Genomic DNA, 508 nt, shown 5'->3' with positions numbered 1-508 from the left:
GCAATCGACACCATGATGGTATTGTTGGACCGTGCAGCCTCCAGCATGGCCTCCAAGCTCTTGGCCGCTTGCGCCACCAATTTGGTCCCACCATCCACTTCGGTCACCGATTGTTCAATCAGCGCTTTCACTTCGTTTGAAGCTTCAGCCGCAGATTGGGCCAGGCGCCGCACTTCCACGGCGACCACCGCAAAGCCTTTACCAGCCTCGCCGGCTCGTGCAGCCTCAACCGAGGCGTTCAACGCCAGCAAATTGGTCTGGAAGGCGATATCGTCGATCATGCCAATAATGTTGGAAATTTTGGAGGATGAGTCCGTGATCCGCACCATGGCCTCATTGGCCTGCCGCATCACATCACCGCCTTCTTCCGCCGTGTTGCGCACCTTATCAGCAATGGAAGAAGCTTGGTCTGCCTCTTTGGCATTTTCAAGCACCGTATTGGCCAGCTGCTCCATCGCCGCAGAAGTCTCTTCAATGGTTGCTGCTTGCCGGGTTGTGCGTTCAGACA

General features: G+C 56.1%; 1 protein-coding gene. It reads right to left on the bottom strand.

The features are described 5' to 3' along the window. The coding region (locus tag L1I42_RS16160; RefSeq protein ID WP_236115782.1) for a methyl-accepting chemotaxis protein at positions 1 to 508 on the bottom strand (508 nt) is incomplete at both ends.

The organism is Maritalea mediterranea, assembly GCF_021568695.1.
GTDB lineage: Bacteria > Pseudomonadota > Alphaproteobacteria > Rhizobiales > Devosiaceae > Maritalea > Maritalea mediterranea.
Note: the sequence above shows the minus strand (reverse complement) of the source record. Positions and strands in the feature narration are given on the sequence as shown.